General features: G+C 67.5%; 1 protein-coding gene. It reads left to right on the top strand.

The window, feature by feature from the left end; translation table 11 throughout:
• Positions 1 to 941 (top strand): tripartite tricarboxylate transporter permease (locus tag AC1DHL_RS29640; RefSeq protein ID WP_478164316.1); only part of this gene is annotated, 941 nt, incomplete at both ends.

Below are 941 nucleotides of genomic sequence, written 5' to 3'. Positions count from 1 at the left end.
ACGCTGATCGGCGTGCTCCCGGGCATCGGCCCGGTGGCGACCATCGCGATGCTGCTGCCCGCCACCTACGCGCTGCCGCCCGTGTCGGCGCTGATCATGCTGGCCGGCATCTACTACGGCGCGCAATACGGCGGCTCCACCACCGCGATTCTGGTCAACCTCCCCGGCGAATCATCTTCGGTGGTGACCTGTATCGACGGCTACCAGATGGCGCGACAGGGCCGCGCGGGCCCCGCATTGGCGGCCGCCGGCCTGGGCTCGTTCTTTGCAGGTTGCGTCGGCACGCTGATCCTGGCTGCCTTCGCGCCGCCGCTGACCGAGCTGGCCTTCAAGTTCGGGCCGGCCGAGTATTTCTCGCTGATGGTGCTGGGCCTGATCGGCGCCGTGGTGCTGGCTTCGGGTTCGCTGCTCAAGGCGGTCGCGATGATCGTGCTGGGCCTGCTGCTGGGCATCGTCGGCACTGACGTGAACTCGGGCGTGGCGCGCTTCAGCTTCGACATCCCGGAACTGACCGACGGCATCGGCTTCGTGGTGATCGCCATGGGCGTGTTCGGTTACGGCGAAATCATCGGCAATCTCTCGCAGCCCGACGACGAGCGCGAAGTGTTCACTTCCGAGGTCAAGGGCCTGTGGCCCACCAAGCAGGACTTCAAGGACATGACGCCCGCCGTGTTGCGCGGCACGGCCCTGGGTTCGGCGCTCGGCATCCTGCCCGGCGGTGGTGCACTGCTGGCGTCCTTCGCGTCCTATGCGCTCGAGAAGAAGATGCGCAGCAAGCCCGGCGAAGTGCCTTTCGGCAAGGGCAACATCCGCGGGGTGGCCGCGCCCGAGTCGGCCAACAACGCCGGCGCGCAGACCTCCTTCATCCCGCTGCTGACGCTGGGCATCCCGCCCAACGCCGTGATGGCGCTGATGGTGGGCGCGATGACCATCCACAACAT

This window comes from Variovorax sp. 10L426 (assembly GCF_056395305.1).
Note: the sequence above shows the minus strand (reverse complement) of the source record. Positions and strands in the feature narration are given on the sequence as shown.